The sequence below is a fragment of the Aeribacillus sp. FSL M8-0254 genome (assembly GCF_038008845.1).
Lineage (GTDB): Bacteria > Bacillota > Bacilli > Bacillales > Aeribacillaceae > Aeribacillus > Aeribacillus composti.
Map to the genome: position 1 here is coordinate 3,178,621 of NZ_JBBOZY010000001.1, position 16,872 is coordinate 3,195,492.

General features: G+C 37.8%; 12 protein-coding genes and 3 pseudogenes. 5 read left to right on the top strand and 10 right to left on the bottom strand.

Annotation, left to right across the window (positions count from 1 at the left end; genetic code table 11):
• Positions 1-7 precede the first annotated feature (7 nt).
• Positions 8-133, bottom strand: a pseudogene (locus NSQ44_RS15420) (glycohydrolase toxin TNT-related protein); the annotation flags it as partial.
• A 111-nt stretch (positions 134-244) separates the two neighbouring features.
• Positions 245-451 (bottom strand): hypothetical protein, encoded by a 207-nt coding sequence (locus NSQ44_RS15425; protein ID WP_340857520.1) that lies wholly within the window; start codon positions 449-451, stop codon positions 245-247.
• Positions 452-993: 542 nt separating this feature from the next.
• On the opposite strand from NSQ44_RS15425, the gene NSQ44_RS15430 reads away from it, so the two are divergent.
• From NSQ44_RS15430 to NSQ44_RS15445, 4 genes are all read left to right on the top strand, one after another.
• Positions 994-2,610 carry an alpha-glucoside-specific PTS transporter subunit IIBC gene (locus tag NSQ44_RS15430; RefSeq protein WP_340857521.1) on the top strand — a complete coding sequence of 539 codons (1,617 nt, stop codon included), beginning with the start codon at positions 994-996 and terminating at the stop codon, positions 2,608-2,610.
• Positions 2,611-2,798: 188 nt separating this feature from the next.
• Complete coding sequence (locus tag NSQ44_RS15435; protein WP_066250754.1) at positions 2,799-4,157, top strand: 6-phospho-alpha-glucosidase; 1,359 nt, start codon at positions 2,799-2,801, stop codon at positions 4,155-4,157.
• Between the two features lie 307 nt (positions 4,158-4,464).
• Positions 4,465-5,256, top strand: coding sequence for a MurR/RpiR family transcriptional regulator (locus NSQ44_RS15440; protein ID WP_340857522.1), 792 nt, complete (start codon positions 4,465-4,467; stop codon positions 5,254-5,256).
• Positions 5,257-5,798: 542 nt separating this feature from the next.
• The gene (locus NSQ44_RS15445) at positions 5,799-6,299 is read left to right on the top strand and encodes a PTS sugar transporter subunit IIA (protein ID WP_340857523.1); all 501 of its coding nucleotides are present in this window, start codon (positions 5,799-5,801) and stop codon (positions 6,297-6,299) included.
• 1,539 nt (positions 6,300-7,838) lie between these two features.
• On the opposite strand, the gene NSQ44_RS15450 is transcribed toward NSQ44_RS15445, so the two are convergent.
• Both NSQ44_RS15450 and NSQ44_RS15455 read right to left on the bottom strand, forming a co-directional pair.
• Complete coding sequence (locus NSQ44_RS15450; RefSeq protein ID WP_340857524.1) at positions 7,839-8,612, bottom strand: TerC family protein; 774 nt, start codon at positions 8,610-8,612, stop codon at positions 7,839-7,841.
• A 1,163-nt stretch (positions 8,613-9,775) separates the two neighbouring features.
• A pseudogene (locus NSQ44_RS15455) lies at positions 9,776-10,817 on the bottom strand (hemolysin family protein); the annotation flags it as partial.
• Between the two features lie 955 nt (positions 10,818-11,772).
• On the opposite strand from NSQ44_RS15455, the gene NSQ44_RS15460 reads away from it, so the two are divergent.
• Positions 11,773-12,912 (top strand): IS110 family transposase, encoded by a 1,140-nt coding sequence (locus tag NSQ44_RS15460; RefSeq protein ID WP_340857525.1) that lies wholly within the window; start codon positions 11,773-11,775, stop codon positions 12,910-12,912.
• Between the two features lie 200 nt (positions 12,913-13,112).
• Here the strand turns inward: NSQ44_RS15460 and NSQ44_RS15465 are convergent, their stop codons facing one another.
• The 6 genes and pseudogenes from NSQ44_RS15465 to NSQ44_RS15485 all read right to left on the bottom strand — a co-directional run bounded on the left by NSQ44_RS15465 (position 13,113) and on the right by NSQ44_RS15485 (position 16,867).
• Positions 13,113-13,379, bottom strand: a complete 267-nt coding sequence (locus NSQ44_RS15465) for a hypothetical protein (protein WP_340857527.1) — start codon at positions 13,377-13,379, stop codon at positions 13,113-13,115.
• Positions 13,380-13,561: 182 nt separating this feature from the next.
• Positions 13,562-14,608: a ParA family protein gene (locus NSQ44_RS15470; RefSeq protein WP_340857528.1), complete on the bottom strand. Its 1,047-nt coding sequence runs from the start codon at positions 14,606-14,608 to the stop codon at positions 13,562-13,564.
• 73 nt (positions 14,609-14,681) lie between these two features.
• Positions 14,682-14,939, bottom strand: coding sequence for a UPF0236 family transposase-like protein (locus NSQ44_RS19095; protein WP_445659510.1), 258 nt, complete (start codon positions 14,937-14,939; stop codon positions 14,682-14,684).
• 331 nt (positions 14,940-15,270) lie between these two features.
• A pseudogene (locus NSQ44_RS15475) lies at positions 15,271-15,655 on the bottom strand (DUF302 domain-containing protein).
• Positions 15,656-15,796: 141 nt separating this feature from the next.
• Positions 15,797-16,579 (bottom strand): sulfite exporter TauE/SafE family protein, encoded by a 783-nt coding sequence (locus NSQ44_RS15480; protein WP_108897627.1) that lies wholly within the window; start codon positions 16,577-16,579, stop codon positions 15,797-15,799.
• Between the two features lie 60 nt (positions 16,580-16,639).
• Positions 16,640-16,867: a sulfurtransferase TusA family protein gene (locus NSQ44_RS15485; protein WP_108897626.1), complete on the bottom strand. Its 228-nt coding sequence runs from the start codon at positions 16,865-16,867 to the stop codon at positions 16,640-16,642.
• Positions 16,868-16,872: the final 5 nt, after the last annotated feature.

Consider the following 16,872-nt stretch of genomic DNA (forward strand, 5'->3'; position numbering starts at 1 on the left):
ATCTTCTTCAATTAATTTCATTAATTGTATAAGGTTTCCCATTTTCATGGTATTTTACAAATTGTGTTCCCCCGCCTGGTCTGCCAAACCAAGGCGCAGCTTTACCAGATTTAACATTGAAGTCTTCCAATACTCGATAACTTCGTCACTATGCAATACGAGCGCTCTCTCTTCATACGGAACACCTTTGGAGAAAAGAAGCCCCCAGTTGGTTCTCCATATCTATCTATTAACATTCCATTTTTCAGGATTGTGTCAACCGGCTCTTCTGTGAATCCATCATTTGGAGCCATATTACTTCTCCAGTTTCTTGATATTTTGGATTATCATATACATCTTTATATTTAAGGTACTTTTCCTCACTGGGTGGATACATCCATTTTTCAATTTTCGCTTTATCACCTGGGCTTAAACCTTTTGAATTATCTCTAATTTCTTTTATGTCCTCCACATTCACCCCATCGACCTTGCTCAAGTATGCCTGGATTTTGTTTTCCGCCGGAACCTGAACATCCCCAACCCCTTCCATGGCGAATCCTATTTGCCGGTCAGGGTTCGTATTTTTCAGATTTTGTTATGGCGTTGTCTACGAATCGGCCGACTTTAGGCGCACCGTTTGCTGCGCCGGTTTTCAAATGCTGCGGCACTTCTAATTCATTAGCCTCCTACTCGATGTTTAGGGAAGCTAAAGCTACATAGTGAATAACCGTGAGAAAGAAATTTTATATGTTTTTCCAGTTTGAAAAGTTCGTGAAATTTTTCAAACTGTGGGAAAATGTTCAAATGGAAAGGATAAGTCCCGACATCTTGCCAAGTTATTGTTAAAAATTAGATTTTAATATAAATTAATTGTAAGCGCTGACAGTTTATAGTTGCAACTATAAGCACCTTGACATTTTTGCTATGGCAATCATCTTTTGCATGAAATAACAGATCCCACAAATTTCTTCTTAAGTATTGTTATTTAATTGCTAGAAAAGGAGTGGATCAAGGATGATGCAAAAAATCCAACGGTTCGGTGGGGCGATGTTTGTGCCAGTATTATTATTCCCATTTGCGGGGATACTTGTAGGCCTCACAATTTTATTTAAAAACGGGGATATTATGGGTTCTTTGGCTGATCCAGATGGAGCATGGTATAAATTCTGGACGGTAATAGAGGAAGGTGGATGGACAGTATTTAATCAAATCCCGTTGCTTTTTGTTGCCGGCCTCCCTATTGGATTAGCGAAAAAAGCACACGCGAGAGCTGTTTTAGCAGCACTCGTAACCTATTTAACTTTCAATTATTTTGTAAACGCTATTTTAACGATTTGGGGGGAAAATTTTGGTGTCGATTTTAGCCAAGAAGTTGGAGGAGTGAGCGGGTTAACGGAAATTGCCGGTATTAAAACTTTAGATACAAATATTATCGGTGCGATTGTTATTTCTTCCATTGTTGTTTTAATCCACAATCGATATTTTGACAAAAAACTACCAGATTTCCTAGGTATCTTCCAAGGAACATCCTTTGTTGTCATTGTTTGTTTTTTTGCTATGTTGCCTCTTGCCTTGCTTACCTCGTGGGGATGGCCGATAATTCAGAACGGAATTGCTTCTTTACAAGGGTTTTTGGCTTCCTCTGATGTATTAGGGGTTTGGTTGTATACATTCCTTGAAAGAATCTTAATTCCAACGGGGCTGCACCATTTTATATACGGTCCTTTTATCTACGGCCCGGCAGTTGTTGATGGCGGAATTGCAAAATATTGGATGGAGCATTTATCAGAATATGCAACAAGTGCTCATTCATTAAAAGAAATGTTCCCGGAAGGCGGTTTTGCTTTGCATGGTATGTCCAAAATTTTTGGAATCCCTGGCATTGCATTAGCGATATACGTAACAGCAAAACCTGAGAAAAAGAAAATCGTATCAGGTATGTTGATTGCAGCAACTTTAACATCTGTTGTAGCTGGGATCACAGAACCGATAGAGTTCACATTTTTATTTGTTGCTCCTCTTCTATTTGCTGTGCATGCATTTTTAGCAGCTTCTATGGCTGCGGTGATGTATGCGTTTGGTGCAGTTGGTAATATGGGTGGTGGATTGTTAGAAATTGCTAGCTCCAACTGGATTCCGTTATTCAAATACCATTCTTCCACTTATATCACTCAGTGGATAATTGGATTGGCATTTACGGTTATCTATTTTTTCACGTTTCGTTATTTAATTGTAAAGCTAAATGTAGCTACCCCAGGTCGTGAAGCAGATGACCAAAAAGAAGTAAAACTGTATACAAAAGCAGACTACAAAGCTAAAAAGCAAGCAGAAAATAAAAATAGTGCAAATAAAGAAAATGCTTATTTTGTTCAAGCTAGTGAATTTTTAGAAGCTCTAGGCGGATCTTCTAATATTGCCGATGTAACAAACTGTGCTACAAGACTCCGCGTAACAGTAGTAGATGAATCAAAAATAGCGCCTGATAGCCGATTTAGATCAGCTGGAGCCCACGGAATTGTTAAGAATGGGAAAGCAATTCAAGTGATAGTCGGTTTATCGGTTCCACAAGTAAGGGAACAATTTGAGAATTTATTGAGTGATTCTAGCAAAAAACAATATAAAGAAAACTAAAAGGCTCCACATTTACTTGCAAATTCTAAAATGTTGTTTATTTGACAAGCGGGAAAATTCCCTTCTTATGGGAAATAGAACTGAACTTGAGATAGCGACCAGAATGGTTAAGAAATATTGTTTTCATACAAATGAATTGTTATAACTTGGATGAAAGAGGATATTGCATTAAAGGAGGAAACCTAAAAATGAAAAAATTCTCGGTATTAATTGCAGGCGGGGGAAGTACTTTTACTCCAGGGATTGTTTTGATGTTATTAGATAATTTATATAAGTTTCCAATTCGGAAATTAAAACTTTATGATAATGATGAGGAACGTCAAGCAACAATTGCAGGAGCTTGCGAAATAATTCTCAAAGAAAGAGCTCCGGAAATAGAATTTTTGGCAACAACAAATCCTGAAGAAGCCTTTACAGATGTTGATTTTGTCATGGCGCATATTCGTGTAGGAAAATATGCAATGCGTGAATTAGATGAAAAAATACCTTTGAAACATGGTGTAGTTGGTCAAGAAACATGCGGGCCAGGTGGAATTGCATATGGAATGCGTTCTATTGGAGGAGTATTAGAATTAATTGATTATATGGAAAAATACTCTCCTAATGCATGGATGCTCAATTATTCCAACCCAGCAGCGATTGTAGCTGAAGCGACGCGCCGTCTCCGTCCTCATTCGAAAGTACTTAACATTTGTGATATGCCTGTCGGGATTGAAGAACGTATGGCGCGAATTTTAGGGTTAAAATCTCGCAAAGAAATGACGGTAAGATATTATGGATTGAACCATTTTGGATGGTGGACGGATATTCGCGACAAAGAAGGAAATGATTTAATGCCTAAATTAAAGGAGCATGTTGCAAAGTACGGGTATGTTGTCAATGATAGCGGAGACAATCAGCATGTTGATGCTAGCTGGCAAGATACATTCTTAAAAGCGAGAGACGTATATGCATTAGACCCAGATACGTTGCCGAACACATATTTAAAATACTATTTATTCCCGGATGAAGTAGTGGCAAATTCTAACCCGAATTATACAAGAGCAAATGAAGTAATGGAAGGCCGTGAAAAATTTGTTTTCGGCGAATGTAGAAAAATAATTGAAAATCAATCCACAGAAGGCAGTAAACTTCATATAGATGAACATGCAGCATATATTGTAGATTTGGCGCGTGCCATTGCTTATAACACTCATGAAAGAATGTTGCTTATTGTAGAAAATAAAGGGGCTATTTCCAATTTTGATCCGACCGCAATGGTGGAAATTCCATGCATTGTCGGCAGCAATGGTCCTGAACCGCTATCGATCGGGGAAATCCCGCAATTCCAAAAAGGATTAATGGAACAACAAGTATCTGTGGAAAAGCTAGTGGTAGAAGCATGGATAACAAGGTCTTACCAAAAATTATGGCAAGCAATAACATTATCCAAAACAGTACCGAGTGCAAAAGTTGCTAAAGAAATATTGGATGATTTAATTGAAGCAAATAAAGATTTCTGGCCTGAACTTCATAAAGATGATGTGGTAGTGAGCGAATTTTTTTAAGATGATCGATTTTATCAAACAAAAAAGTACAAAAGGGTAACAATCTTTTGTACTTTTTTGTTTCACTCCTCCTTCTGTTAATGAATAATTATTTTTTGCCAAGCAGCAGACTTACACCTTTTTTTCCTTTAAACTAAGTATTGTAGTGTTCTGGCATTACATTTGGCTGCTTCCGAAAGAATGTAAAGGATAATAATCCAGTACAGTTCCATATAGTTCTGCCAGCGAATTTATTCGCAGTTAACGGCACGGCCATTGGAGATGACAAGAGCAAACATAAATTATTTATTGAAGGAGGAGATATGGCTTGAGATTAGAAGAACTTATTAATAAACATTATAAAAAATTAAATGAGACAGATTTACACATCTTAAAGTACATTATGAATAATAAAAATACTTGTTATTCGTTAGGGATTAATAATCTAGCTGAAAAATGCAATGTTTCCCGCTCTTCAATATTGCGGTTGGCACAAAAATTGGAATTTAGTGGATATAGTGAATTCCGAGTGTTCTTAAAATGGCAAGGTCGAGAGGATCCGATAGAAGAAAAAAGCGGTGTAGAAATTTTGCAGGAAGATCTTCATGAAACAATCAAATATATTCAAACCAAAGATTTTTCGGATGTTTGTGAATTGATATATAATGCCAATCAAGTATTTGTTTTTGGGACGGGCACTGCACAATTACATTGTGCATTAGAGTTGCAAAGAATGTTTCTGCCGCTTCAAAAGTATTTGAATGTTATCCACTCCCAATTGGAGTTTGAAATAATTGTAAAGGATTTGCAGAAAAACGATGTTGTGATCATTTTTTCTTTATCAGGAGATACACCAACAATTTTTCCTGCAGTGCAAAATTTAGTTGCCAAAGGAATTCCTTTTATCTCTATAACAAATTTAGTAAATAATCGTTTGGCTAGAATGACTCCGTATAATTTATATGCCAGGAGTTCAAATCTCGCAAGCCATAACGGAACAAAATTGAAAACATTTACCCCTTTTTTTATTATTGGAGAAGCTATTTTTAGCCATTATGTTGACTACCTGAAAGAGAAAAAAGAAACCATTGAAAGGGCGGGAAAAGATGAAGACGCATAATACAACGTGCTAACAAAAACATTCGAATGATTCCCCTTCCATATTACAAAGTTTGCGCATTTTTAAAATATCGGTCATCTTTTTTATACGTCCCATTTCTCTTTCTTAGTTATTTATATATAATGTCGCTGCAGGCAAACCAACCTTTTTTTGCTCAAGTAAAAGAGGATCCTTTCATTAAAATTTGTTTGTGTTTGCCATGTTAAATCTTTTTTTGGTATATTGACAAGAATGGTGTTGTCAGATTTATAAAACGAAAAATTTATTAAACATATCCAGTTAGAAATAGGAAGGTTGGCGATTTCATTATTGCTGGTTGAAATATATTTGGCAGTATGTTGCTTCTTTTAGCTATTAGCAAATACCGGAAAGCACATAAAGAATTCATAAAAAATAGTACGTTGAACCGGAAGGAAAAAGGAGCAAATTTAAGATTTGTCGGAAGTACCATTATTGTTGGATTGCTGTCTGTTCTTTGTCTTGTCTTTATTATTAAAATACAATTTTCATAAAATTATTATAGATAGAAAGAAGGAATTAGTATGTTAAAAAAAATATTTGCGAAAAATCCCAAAACTATTATAGAAGAAATTTTTTCACCTATGTATGGCGAAGTAATTTCATTATCAGAAGTACCGGATCCCGTGTTTGCCCAAAAGATGATGGGGGATGGGATAGCGGTTATTCCTAAAGACGGAAAGGTGGTGTCCCCTGTAGAAGGACAAATTATTCAAGTATTTCCTACTAAGCACGCAATAGGTATTCGAACAAAACATGGGTTAGAAGTATTAATTCACGTTGGACTAGATACGGTTGAATTAAATGGTGAAGGTTATGAAGTAACTGTGAGTGAAGGGCAAAAAGTAAAAATTGGAGATCCCATAATGAATGTTGATATAGAATTTATTGAAAAAAATAATAAAGAAATCGTAACGCCAATTATTATTACAAATAGCGCTGAAAAGACTGAGAAAATAGTTGTGCGGGAAGCTGGTGAAATACAAAGGGGAGAGTATATATTGAAATGCTATGTTGTAAATTAGGGCAATTTCATCCTAACATTCGAAATACCGCGAAAAATTTTGCGAATCCCCTAGATGATGCACATTCTTACCAAGCATTTGTGCATTTTCCAAATATATTTCTGTAAAATGATGTAAGGTATTTTCTGCAAGAAGAAAATTCAGAGTGTTGCAGTATATCTTTATCAAAATTTTGTATAAATATACAGATATGTGATCTATCCATCAAGGGCTTGACATGGATCCTCTGTAGCCATGATTCTTTAGCCAAGCGCCAGCTTCAACAGTTTTGGCAAAACCAAAAAAGGTTATCATGGCTCCTCCTCCATGTAAAGCTCCTTTGCATATCACTGCATAAGGATTTTGCAATTCTCTGCACTTTTATTTTCAAAAAACAAACCTATTGTAATTAAGTTTATTATAATCTCCCTGTTCTCCGTGTCTAATTTTTAGACTAACATCAGGTCATTGGGACTCCACAAAAACGAACGGAAAATGTCTTTCGATTAATCGAAACATTCGATTCGGACGGGAATCGAATTCGAATTATTACGAACCGATTCGACCTAGATCCAGAAGAACTTGGTGATATCTATCGTTCTCGATAAGGCCATTGAACTATTTTTTAAGTGGATTAAGCAACGTTTAACACTCAGAAGCTGTAGAAAATCAGGTTTACTTAGCTCTGATTTCTTACTGTTTACTCATTCTTATTCAACTTGAAATGAAATCGAAACATTCTCTCACCCAGATTTATCGTTGGCTTTGCGTTTTTCTTTGGAAACCAAGTACCGTGTGGGTGGAACGAATTCAACGAGAATGAGTGAAAAAAGTCGACGAAGCGCGTTAGCCATGTAACAATAAAACAAATACATTTATTACCAAATGTATAGTGATCACCTTTAGTTGGTTACTGCCTTGTTTTTCGTTTATCATAAAATATTTTATTCAGAAAATTCTGCATAAAATGTTTTTATTTTTTATGCTAGGCTACTGATTTTAAGGGTTTTTCTAAAAAAAATTGGTGGTTTCATTTTTCGGTTTTTTACCTATCAAGCAAATAGAGGGTTCGGTTAGTTCCCTGTTTAGGTATAAATAATAGCATATGTCAGTTTATGAAAAAACAGTCCGACAAGCCCTGAGCCGTAAGCGTAAGTAAAGAACGCGCGTTCAATAATCAGTAAAATTAATGAGCAAGGGAACAAAGATACTCATAATCGCCAAAGCAGAACAAACATTCCTGATTGCTCCGGTTGTCCGCCTAATCAAATTATAATAAAACATCATAGTATTTCTAGATAACAACAAAATTCTTAACTTATATTTGTTGACTGAATCTTAAAATTGCTTTTTCCTGCGCCGATAAATTTCAAATCTTGTTCTTATCATTCAGTAATATTCTCGAACTTTTCTTTGTACACACCTTTGAACCAATTCATTGAACGATTTCAAATAAATGTTCTCTTTCTAGATTATTAAAGCCCGAGCCGTCCAAATAAAGGGCGGCTCAAGCTATGTTTCTAAAAATGAAAATCTTTGAAACTACTCATTTCCATTGGATTATTCTGCGGAAGGCAGTTCTTTTTTCTCCTTTGATAAAAACCAGCCACCTAATGCGATCAGAACGAGTACAGCATAGAATGTTATTTTCCATTCAGGTGATTTTGCAAACCCTTCAGGTAAAATTGCCAGTTGAGGGTGTGATAACGTATAAACAGATAGCTTTACCCCAACCCAGCCAACAATGAGAAACGCAGCGATTTCCAAACCAGGTTTCGAATGAAGCAATTTTACAAAGAAATTAGCAGCAAAGCGCATAATAATTAAGCCTATTAATCCTCCAGCAAAGATAACGAGAAACTTACCTCCATCCAGTCCGCCGATTTGCGGAAGATTTGTATTCGGAAGCGTAACTGCTAATGCTACTGCTGCAAGAATGGAGTCGACTGCAAATGCGATATCGGCCAATTCTACTTTGAAAACAGTTCCCCAAAATCCGGATTGTTTCTTTTCCTGTATTTCTTTATTTTTTTCTTTTTCTTTATTTACAGCAACTTTTCTAATAATATGATTGATTGCGATGAATAAAAGATAAAGAGCACCTATCGCCTGAATCTGCCATACATTGACAAGGAATGAAATCACAAATAGTGAAGCAAAACGGAAAACGAATGCACCTGCAAGCCCATAAAACAACGCTTTCTTTCTTTGTTCTTCCGGAAGATGCTTGACCATAATAGCTAAAACAAGTGCATTATCAGCTGCCAAAAGCCCTTCAAGTGCAATTAGAAGTAGTAATACCCAGCTGTATTCTAATAAAATTGAAAGTTCCATGTAACCTGAATCCTCCTTTAGTATTTTACTGTAGTTTGATATTTCATTTTCTAAATAAGACCGTATTTTCCTTTAGGAGAGCCAACATTCATTTTTACCAACCATTATGAATTTTATTCTTATTATACACTCAAGCAAGTAAAGCATCCTTTTTACAACGAGTAAATGCTGTCTTTTTTCATACACTTACCTCCCAGATTATCAAATCGAGTAGGAGGGGGAGATTAACCCCCGTCCTCTCACACCACCGTACGTACGGTTCCGTATACGGCGGTTCAATTAAGATGATTGACGCAAGTCTTTATAACTTCCGTGAATAGCTGTTCTCTTTATGCCAGTGGTCACTCCACCCTCCAAGAGGACCCCTGCGGAATTCACCGCTTCCTCCCTCAAGTGAGGTACTACGTTTTCTGTGTTCAACATGACGCACTGAATGCAAAGGGCTATTCTCTCTTAATTGTTCGGTCCTTCCGAATTGTTCTAGACCAATCCGTACTATGACCTCTGCTGACTTCTGATGGTTCAGCTACTTATCACTAAGTAGGTTATGAAGGGTACTTCACATATCCATCAGACCTCCCCGGGTAAGAGTGTAATCTTTCCTTCCATCTATCTGCTTCATTTACTCTATATCACCTTTGGCAGAAAGGACTTTGTTTTGTTATGCAAACTCATCCAATGATACCTAGCCTTATATGAAGCTCATGTTCCTCGGACCGGTGTTTTGCCTCCAGCTTCCTTCAGATTCCGCGTCACCACGGACACCCTTGCGTTAGGCTAACCACTACTTCTGTCTTCGGGGTTCGGGACTTACACCCTATAGTTCATGTACATGCCGGGCGCACATAAAAAACCTTTACCATGTATGGTAAAGGTTTTACATACAAATAAAGACCTTTACCAACGGGTAAAGGTCTTGCTAACAACGTTAACGTTGCCAACAAAGCCGGGAGCGGCAAAACTCCGAAATGACGACTTTGTTGTAAAAGCTACTCCCCTTTAGGAGAACTATTCAACTGTCCAATTTAATCATAAAATAACCTATATGAATCTGTCAATTATTATTTTTATTTTTGTTAGTCACTAGGGTATGAATCATGTTTTTAAACATTATCCTTTGCTAAGTAAGGCATGGACGTTTGAGACAGCTTCTCTTTCACTTCTTATTCTGTTATCGCTTCTTGTACGGCAAGTAAAGGAGATTGCACACGTTTTGTAATTTCAACTAATTGGATATGACGACCTTCCATTTTTAATACCTTAAATTCATAATCACCGTGAGAGAGAATCTCGCCCTGTTGAATATCAAATTTCTTCGTTAAAATCCAACCGCCAATCGTGTCAACATCCGTATCATCGATATCCGTTCCAAGTAAATTGTTTATCTCTTCAATTAAGACTTTTCCATCAACAATGGTAGTATGTTCGTTCACTTTGCGAATCATTGGAACTTCATCTATATCAAACTCATCTTGAATTTCACCGACAATTTCCTCCAAATATATCTTCAACCGTCACAAGACCGGCCGTCCCGCCGTATTCGTCGACTAAAATCGCCATATGGACTCGTTCCCGCTGCATTTTCACAAGCAAGTCATGAATAGGGATCGATTCGATTACTTGTATAATTGGACGAATATAACCATCTAACTTTTTTTCAACCGCTTGTGGATTTTGAATGCAATCCGTTAATATTTCCTTTATGTTCACCATCCCAACGATATGGTCTTTATCGTCGTCCATAACAGGATAGCGTGTATATTTTTCTTTCTTCATAATTTCCAAAATGTCCGCGATTGAATCGTTTTTATCTAATGCGACAATTTCTGTGCGCGGCACCATAATTTCTTTGGCGATCCGATTGTCAAACTCAAAAATATTGTTTACATATTTATATTCCGATGGATTAATTTCTCCGCTCTTATAACTTTCAGATAAAATAAGCCGCAACTCTTCCTCTGAATGGGCGACTTCATGTTCTGATGCCGGTCTTAGTCCAAATAATCCGGTGATTGCACGTGCTGATCCGTTTAATGCCCAAATAAACGGATACATGATTTTGTAGAAAAAGATTAAAGGCCTTGAACATAACAACGTAACGGTTTCTGCTTTTTGAATTGCCAATGTTTTCGGAGCCAGCTCCCCAACGACAACATGCAAAAATGTAATCGCTGCAAACGCAACTGCAAAAGAAAGCAGCTTCGCCAGCCTCTGCCTGATGACTAGACCGAACGAAGGAATGTAGGCGTAAGGATGCCCAGAGACATGGGAGGGTTCGTCATCATCAGCGATGCAGAGATCCAAGGTGCATCCCATACGCTTCCCTCACTACAACCAAATTTAACCAGTAGTGACCGCGAAGCGTACCCATCTAATGTAAGATATACATATATTTCATTGCCATGAAGGTTAAAGCTTCCGTTGCACCAGATGAATTTACTAAAATCCAAAGCGGTGAAGATGTACGAAGTGTTGGCTGAATTTATTACCAGGGTAACTAATATTAAGTAGCAAAAGGTACTGGCGGATAACGACTACTTTCATTAAGTTTTATGCCACAACCCATACTTTTCATATACCGACCGCTTGCCCTTGATGTAACCGAATACACTTTCCACCTCGACTTTGCGCCGCGCGTAGATAGTGGCATTCTTTTCACATTCAAGGGCTGTTTTTGCATTTGTTTTCATATCTTCGAAAACCGGAGTTCAGTAGACTTGACGATTTCCCCATTATTTCTTTAAGTCTTCACATAACCTCATCTATTCCCTTTTCTTATACACGATCTCAATGATCCAACATAATGAACCTGATTCTAATAAGGACAGTGAAGTTGGCCAGTTTTTAGTACAAATTCATGCTCACGGTTCTTAGGCTGTCACGACCTTTCTTCACTTCTCTATAAAAAACAATCATGAATTTTCATTCACAACCCTGGCATGAAAATGGATATTTCTTTCCCATAATGTAGATAACACAAACAGTTAACAATACGTAGGCTTTTATGGTGGATGATACCCTGAATAAAAAACTGTTTGAGTGGATTTGGTGAACAACCCATTGTTAGCTCATTCCTTTAGAATGATGACTACGTACAGAAAAATGCTTATATTTCAAATTCACTCGCTGTTTGTGAATCTACTTTATGGGAGGGATTATATTGGATGTACTGATGACACGTTGTGCAGGATTAGATGTACATGCTGAAACAATTGTTGCTTGTGTCATGATTGGCGAACAGGACGATGAATTATTCATTGAAACAGAAACTTTCCCCACTTTAACAAAGGATCTCTTTCGTTTACTAAAGTGGTTGGAAAACCATGGCATTACGCACATTGCGATGGAAAGTACTGGGATTTATTGGAAGCCCGTTTATAACATTTTGGAGGATTACTTTGATATTACATTAGCGAATGCTCAAAGAATCAAGAATGTCCCTGGAAGAAAAACAGATGTTTCGGATGCAGAGTGGATTGCAAAGTTATTGCGTTATGGACTGATTGAAAAAAGTTTTGTTCCACCAGAAGATATACGAAACCTTCGTGATTTAACTCGGCTTCGTAAAAAATGGATCGGCCATTTGACTTCAGAAAAAAATAGGATTCTGAAAGTATTAGAATGCTCAAATGTTAAACTAAATTCAGTTATTTCAGATGTGTTTGGTGTTTCTGGAAGAAAACTTCTATCCAAATTAATTCAAAATGGATATGTTGATTCCATTGATGTAGAAAATAGTATTCACGGAAGAATGAAGCACAAAAAACAAATGATTACAGACTCTTTATTCGGTACTTTAAACGATCATCAAGTCTTTCTAATCAAACAATCTTGGCAACACATCGTTTATTTAGAATCATTAATCAGCCAAATCGAGGAAAGAATAGATGAAATTCTGAAGAATTATAAAGAAGAAGTGGAGTTATTACTAACGATTCCGGGTATTAAAAAGGATTCCGCAGCAATTATTATTGCAGAGATTGGGGTGAACATGGAACAATTTCCTACCTCTCAACACTTAGCGTCTTGGGCCGGAGTTGCTCCAGGAAATCATGAAAGTGCAGGAAAACGAAAGTCAACTAAAACGACTAAAGGGAATCCTCATATCAAAACTGTACTGTGCGAAGTAGCATGGGCAATCTCTAAAAGTAGGAATCGTTGGTTAGCTGCTAAATATTGGTCGATTGCTGCAAGAAGAGGAAAGAAAAAAGCACTCGTTGCCATATCGCATCGAATGCTTCGAATCATTTACTCTATGCTAATTAATAAGGAGCCTTATAAAGAACCTTTAATTAATTAGTATAACCAAAGAAGAATAAGTTTAAACAAAGTTACCTTCCATTAGGTAGCTCTGCTTTCTTATTGTCTTTTTTAGGTTATTTATATATTACCCTCAATAGATTGAAGCTATTCATGGGCTAAGTGGAATTAAATTATTTTCACAGAAAAAAAGCAATTCAGAATAGGCTCCCCTATCTGAATTGCTTTTTACCTCTATTTCTATTCCTCCAGAAAGTGAATTGACTCATTTAACTCATTGATATCATCAGAGCAAAAATTTAATTCGGTTAACTCCAAAAGATATTTTTTGGCATCAGACAGATCATTCAGCACTTTGCTCTGAATGATTTCAAATTCTCCTCCGCGATTAGACATTTCCACCACAGCGACATAATACGTTTTATCAGTGTTGGTGAATTTGAACACGGTATATTTAAAACAATATTGGAATATAAGCAGATTATACTCAAGCAACATTTTAACCATAAAAAATCCCCCTCCTTTTCACTCATCTGATTCAAAATAGGAGGGAGATTTCCTTGTTTTTTAATCTAAAAATGCAAACTGCTTAAGAAGTCAATCTAATAATTTTACGCGCCAACTGTGTGAACGTGTTTCTAAACTCATCTCTTGAATTCATACTATTCAGTAAAACACTTCCTGATTGTTCAAATTGTTCTTCTGACAGAGCAAAAACAGGAATGCTGTAATTTCTGTGACTGGGCAATTAAACTGTTAAAATCAGATATATTTACTAAATTGTAAGGTCCTCCATCTATTCTAGTTGTACCAAACATCTCTTCATTAATTAGCATACCGTGTTCTCTCAAAGTTGGCACTAGATTTGTAGCAACGTTATGGTTAATTTTACCAATACAAGATTGAAATGATATTGCCGGAACACCATTTTTCGGTCTGTATCGTTGAAGTATTGTTCCAATAAATTTCGGAAGCGTATTAGAAAAACGATATTCTGCATTTTGGAAAATTTGATGCCTTCTAATATTGTCATATGTATTTTTCCACTCAGGAAGGACTAGCGCTAATGAATGGATGGCCATATTACAAAAGTAATCAGGACTGCAAGGAATAATAAAATAATCGCTTTGCATTAATAAATTGGCATTCGTTGCAGATACACTTGGGCTCATATCAATTAACACGTAATCAAAACCATATTCCCGAGAAGTAATGTTAATTAAATAGTTAATTACTCCCGGAATATTTTGTGTCTTTCTTAGACTACGTTTTAATTCCTGTGCAATCCCTATAGTTACATCGAGTTCAGTAAAACCAGTATGTCCGAGTAACAAATACAAATCTTCTCTATTAGAGAACTCAAAACATTTGGCTGGTTCTAACCTTTTAGGCAATCCTTCAAATACCGGCTCAAGCGATGTTTTTATATTGTCAATTCCACTATAATTATAAAATTCCTCTATATCCTCAGTTCCTGCTAAACTAAGACACAAACCGGTCAAATTGCACTGGGAATCTGCGTCTATCATTAAGACCCTTTTCCCCATTTCAGACAAAATCCATCCCAAATGAGAGTGAGCCAAGACTTTGTGGGAACTTTTTTGGGTATTTAATCCAAGGATATCCAACCATTTTTTGAATTGATTTCGTAAGCGTTTTTGAACTCTCTTCCCTCGTTCTACGAAAAGATGATCAATTCCTTTCTTACAACCGTCGAAGGCTGGATAGCGCCTCATGTATAATCGTTCCCGACGGCCCTTGCAAGTACGGAATGTGGTTCCGTGCGACGTCCGGTAACGCCGCGCTGGCTCAGGACTTGGCTTTCTCGATGATCGTTCGTTTCGTCTCTTTCGTCTCTTCCCTGGCCACCTCCTCTCCTTTTCCTGTCCTGATCAACAATTCGAGCCCTTCCCAGACATCCCCCTCCCCCGATGAACATAATGACATTGATTCACCAGTTCCACCCGTTTTCCATTCCTCATGAACATCTAAGATCTTTTCTTCTTTCACCTTACGCCGGCTTCGTTGCCGGGAAACAAACAGGCCATCCACTTCAACAAACAACACGCGCAGTTAGGACGAATCGATCGAGCGATGAAGGTCCACCTCTGTCTCAAGAATCAACCGACGGATCGTTTTATGGCTTAATATTAATACCTGATACCCCGCCATCTTTTCTAGATCTTGGCCGTTTGACGACTACCACCTCGCCCTCAAAAAAATCCGGGAGCTCGATGAGATCGTCAACCGCCAGCTGCGCGAAGAGCGGCTTGATGACATTATCTAGTCGTCCTGGGCCAATAGGTGTCCCATGATGGAAAGAAAAAAGAGCTCGCTCCATAATGGAGGAGTGAGCTCTGCTATTCATGGCAGCAATTTTTCAATGCCCGTTTTGACGTCATCGGCATTGATTGATATACGATATAAGCCGTTGTTCAATATCCTCGGCTAACTTGTTCAGTTCCGGATCATCCATCATGCCGACCAGCATCGTTGGTTTAGGCATTCCGATTTTGGTTATTCCGTTCTCTTTATAGACGACGATTTTGCACGGTAAAAAATAACCGGCGGATATGTTTTTCGACAGCACCCGCGCCGCCTCCTGCGGATTGCATACTTCCAAAATGACCATCGGGATCGAAAAACCAACCCCTTTTTCCTGCAATTTATCCGTGACACTAAACTGCCACAAAACCCCGAAACCTTCTTTTTTTCAAGATCTCTTCCAGCTGCTCGATCGCCTCGTTCATTTCCTTTTGTACTTCGACCGTATAATGGAACATATTCGTTTAACCACCTTTCTTCATCATATAGCAGGCATCAGTCAGCTTAGTTATATGCAGAGCAAAAACTTAGTATTCAGTAGGCAAAGAATCTTCAATTATAGTGCACCGCGCTGCGGTTGCTTTATCTAAAGAATTCATCTACAAAATATCGACCCAAATTTTCACCGCCGTTGCCAAAATTAAAACGGCTAAAATGACTTGGAGTACTTTTGTATTCATTTTTTGTCCTGCTTTTGCCCCTAGCGGCGAGGCAATCAAACTGGCAACCACCATAATGAGGGCAGGGATGTAATCGACCTGACCAGTGGTGATTTTGCCAAATGTCGAGCCAATGGAAGAAATAAAGGTGACAGCCAATGAAGTGGCAATCGTCATTCTAGTAGGAATTTTCAGAATCACGAGCATCACAGGAACGAGAAGGAACGCCCCCGCCGCCCCGACAATCCCGGAGCCAATTCCGATCAGAAATGCCAATGCGGCGGCCAGCCATTTGTTAAAGATCACTTTGTCCAACGGAATATCATCAATCCCTTTTTTCGGTACAAACATTATGATGGCTGCCAAAGCCGCCAAAATACCGTAAACGACGTTAATCGTTCCTTCGCTCATCAGTTTGGAGCCGTAGCCGCCGATGAAACTGCCGATTAAAATACTAATCCCCATATAAAGAATTAACGTTTTATTTAAATAACCGCCTTTTCGATATGCCCATACACCACCAATCGTGGCGAAAAAAACTTGCACGGCGCTAATGCCCGATACTTCATGGGCGCTAAACGCTGCAAGACCAAATAGCGGTGGAAGATAGAGAAGCATTGGATATTTAATAATGGACCCGCCAATGCCAACCATTCCAGAAATGAATGAACCGATAAAACCTATGAGAAAAATCACGATGATGAAATTCAGCGTCACTTCCATCAACACGTCACTCCTTTTGACGTTGTGAAAAATAGGGGGCACTTAATGTCCCCCGAATGATTATTTTCTTTTTATCCAAAATTTCCATACACCGTTTTCTTCTTTATAATCGACTAACTCATGACCGCTTACGTTTATCCAAGCGGTTAGATCATTTTTTGCTCCTTGATCCGTTGTTTCGATTTCAAGTATTTGGCCGGGCGGTAAGTCATCGATAGCCTTTTTTGCTTTCACAACGATCATGGCACAAGATAATCCTTTTGTATCTATGATCTTATTTGCATTCATTTTTT